Raw genomic sequence first — 2,500 nt, 5'->3', positions numbered from 1 at the left:
GGTGCAGCGTCGCGTGGTGGATGCCGGAGGTAGAGCACTGGATGGGCTAGGGGGACCAAAATCTTACTGAACTCAACCAAACTCCGAATGCCGGTATTTCTAGCGCGGCAGTGAGACTGTGGGGGATAAGCTTCATAGTCGAGAGGGAAACAGCCCAGATCACCGGCTAAGGCCCCTAAGCGTGCGCTAAGTGGGAAAGGATGTGGGATCGCCCAGACAACCAGGAGGTTGGCTTAGAAGCAGCCACCCTTTAAAGAGTGCGTAATAGCTCACTGGTCAAGTGGTCCTGCGCCGACAATGTAGCGGGGCTCAAGCGCACCGCCGAAGCCGTGGCAATACCACATGAGATCCGCCTGCCGGCTTTCGAGTCTGTGGGTGTAGTCGTGGTGTTGGGTAGGGGAGCGTCGTGCATCCAGTGAAGCGGCGGGGTGACCCAGTCGTGGAGGGTGTGCGAGTGAGAATGCAGGCATGAGTAGCGAATGCAGAGTGAGAACCTCTGCCGCCGAATGACCAAGGGTTCCTGGGCCAGGTTAATCCGCCCAGGGTGAGCCGGGACCTAAGGCGAGGCCGACAGGCGTAGTCGATGGACAACGGGTTGATATTCCCGTGCCCGTGATAGTGCGTCCGTGCTGAGGCCGGTGATGCTAACCATCCGAACCCGCTTATTGACCTTCGGGTTGGTTTGTCGGGGGAGCGTGGGACCCGATCCGGTAGTAGGCAAGCGATGGGGTGACGCAGGAGGGTAGCTCCGCCAGTGAATGGTAGTACTGGTGCAAGCGTGTAGCCCGACATCCAGGTAAATCCGGTTGTCATATAAGGGTGAGACGTGACGCGTAGCCGATTGAGGCGAAGTAGAGTGGTCCCATGCTGCCGAGAAAAGCCTCTAGCGAGTGCTGTTGCGGCCCGTACCCCAAACCGACACAGGTGGTCAGGTAGAGAATACTAAGGCGATCGAGTGAACTGTGGTTAAGGAACTCGGCAAAATACCTCCGTAACTTCGGGAGAAGGAGGACCGTCTGCTGTGAAGCTCCTTGCGGGCTAGCGGTGGGCGGTCGCAGAGACCAGGCCCAAGCGACTGTTTACTAAAAACACAGGTCCGTGCGAAGTCGCAAGACGATGTATACGGACTGACGCCTGCCCGGTGCTGGAACGTTAAGAGGACCTGTTAGTCCTTCGGGGCGAAGCGGAGAATTTAAGCGCCAGTAAACGGCGGTGGTAACTATAACCATCCTAAGGTAGCGAAATTCCTTGTCGGGTAAGTTCCGACCTGCACGAATGGCGTAACGACTTGGGCGCTGTCTCGACCACAGACTCGGCGAAATTGCACTACGAGTAAAGATGCTCGTTACGCGCGGCAGGACGGAAAGACCCCGGGACCTTTACTACAGCTTGGTATTGGTGCTCGGTTCGGCTTGTGTAGGATAGGTGGGAGACTGTGAAGCGGCCACGCCAGTGGTTGTGGAGTCGTTGTTGAAATACCACTCTGGTCGAATTGGGTGTCTCAACCTCGGGCCATGATCTGGTTCAGGGACAGTGCCTGGTGGGTAGTTTAACTGGGGGCGGTTGCCTCCCAAAATGTAACGGAGGCGCCCAAAGGTTCCCTCAGCCTGGTTGGCAATCAGGTGTTGAGTGTAAGTGCACAAGGGAGCTTGACTGTGAGACCGACAGGTCGAGCAGGGACGAAAGTCGGGACTAGTGATCCGGCACCACCTGGTGGAAGGGGTGTCGCTCAACGGATAAAAAGGTACCCCGGGGATAACAGGCTGATCTTGCCCAAGAGTCCATATCGACGGCATGGTTTGGCACCTCGATGTCGGCTCGTCGCATCCTGGGGCTGGAGTAGGTCCCAAGGGTTGGGCTGTTCGCCCATTAAAGCGGTACGCGAGCTGGGTTTAGAACGTCGTGAGACAGTTCGGTCCCTATCCGCCGCGCGCGCAGGAGACTTGAGGAAGGCTGTCCCTAGTACGAGAGGACCGGGACGGACGGACCTCTGGTGTGCCAGTTGTCCCGCCAGGGGCACGGCTGGTTGGCTATGTTCGGAAGGGATAACCGCTGAAGGCATCTAAGCGGGAAGCTCGTTCCAAGATGAGGTCTCCCACCACCTTGCGTGGTTAAGGCCCCCAGCAGACCACTGGGTTGATAGGCCAGAGATGGAAGCCCTGTGAGGGGTGGAGTTGACTGGTACTAATAGGCCGAGGGCTTGTTCATGACGAGTTGTTTGCATCCACTGTGCGACCCTGAACACACAAACACGTTTGTGTGGTCGGGTTGCGGAACAATGCTCGTGTGTTGTCGCATCCACTAATTGCATACGCTGGACCTGGTACGACACTAGTTCGATAGTGTTGTCGGTGGTTATGGCGGAGGGGGAACGCCCGGTCCCATCCCGAACCCGGAAGCTAAGCCCTCCAGCGCCGATGGTACTGCACTCGTTAGGGTGTGGGAGAGTAGGTCGCCGCCGACATCAAACCTATTTGTGGGCCCCCCGCCGTGAGGCGGG

2 rRNA genes (1 of these 2 cut by a window edge) are annotated in these 2,500 nt (G+C 57.8%); both read left to right on the top strand.

Annotated elements, in window-relative coordinates:
- Window positions 1-2,208, top strand: a 23S ribosomal RNA gene (locus tag H6H00_RS00010); it begins 909 nt to the left of the window's first position.
- 139 nt (window positions 2,209-2,347) lie between these two features.
- Window positions 2,348-2,464: ribosomal RNA gene (gene rrf, locus H6H00_RS00005) — 5S ribosomal RNA — on the top strand.
- Window positions 2,465-2,500: the final 36 nt, after the last annotated feature.

This window comes from Pseudonocardia petroleophila (genome assembly GCF_014235185.1).
Taxonomy (GTDB): Bacteria; Actinomycetota; Actinomycetes; order Mycobacteriales; family Pseudonocardiaceae; genus Pseudonocardia; species Pseudonocardia petroleophila.
This window is presented reverse-complemented; position numbering and strand designations above follow the sequence as displayed.